The sequence below is a fragment of the Pseudomonas anguilliseptica genome (assembly GCF_021375795.1).
Taxonomy (GTDB): Bacteria; Pseudomonadota; Gammaproteobacteria; order Pseudomonadales; family Pseudomonadaceae; genus Aquipseudomonas; species Aquipseudomonas anguilliseptica_A.
In genome coordinates this window covers 1-266 of sequence record NZ_JAEIOI010000023.1, presented here as the reverse complement: position 1 = coordinate 266, position 266 = coordinate 1, and the positions used below count along the sequence as shown (strand labels likewise).

1 protein-coding gene is annotated in these 266 nt (G+C 59.0%); it reads right to left on the bottom strand.

The annotated features are described in order from the left end of the window. Positions 1-266: GTP-binding protein (locus IOD17_RS19285; protein WP_233686627.1), on the bottom strand; the 266-nt coding region annotated here is incomplete at both ends.

Here is a 266-nt window from a genome sequence, read left to right as displayed (position 1 = left end):
CAGCGCTGGTGCCCATTTCGTTGGTGTCTTCACCGTTCAGCGCCATCAGCGCGGAGCCGATGATGATCGGAGTGTCGTCGCCCGGGAAATCGTAAGTGCTGAGCAGGTCACGCACTTCCATTTCAACCAGCTCCAGCAGCTCAGCGTCGTCAACCATGTCAGCCTTGTTCAGGAAGACAACGATGTACGGAACGCCTACCTGACGGGACAGCAGGATGTGCTCGCGAGTTTGCGGCATCGGACCATCAGCGGCCGAGCAAACCAGG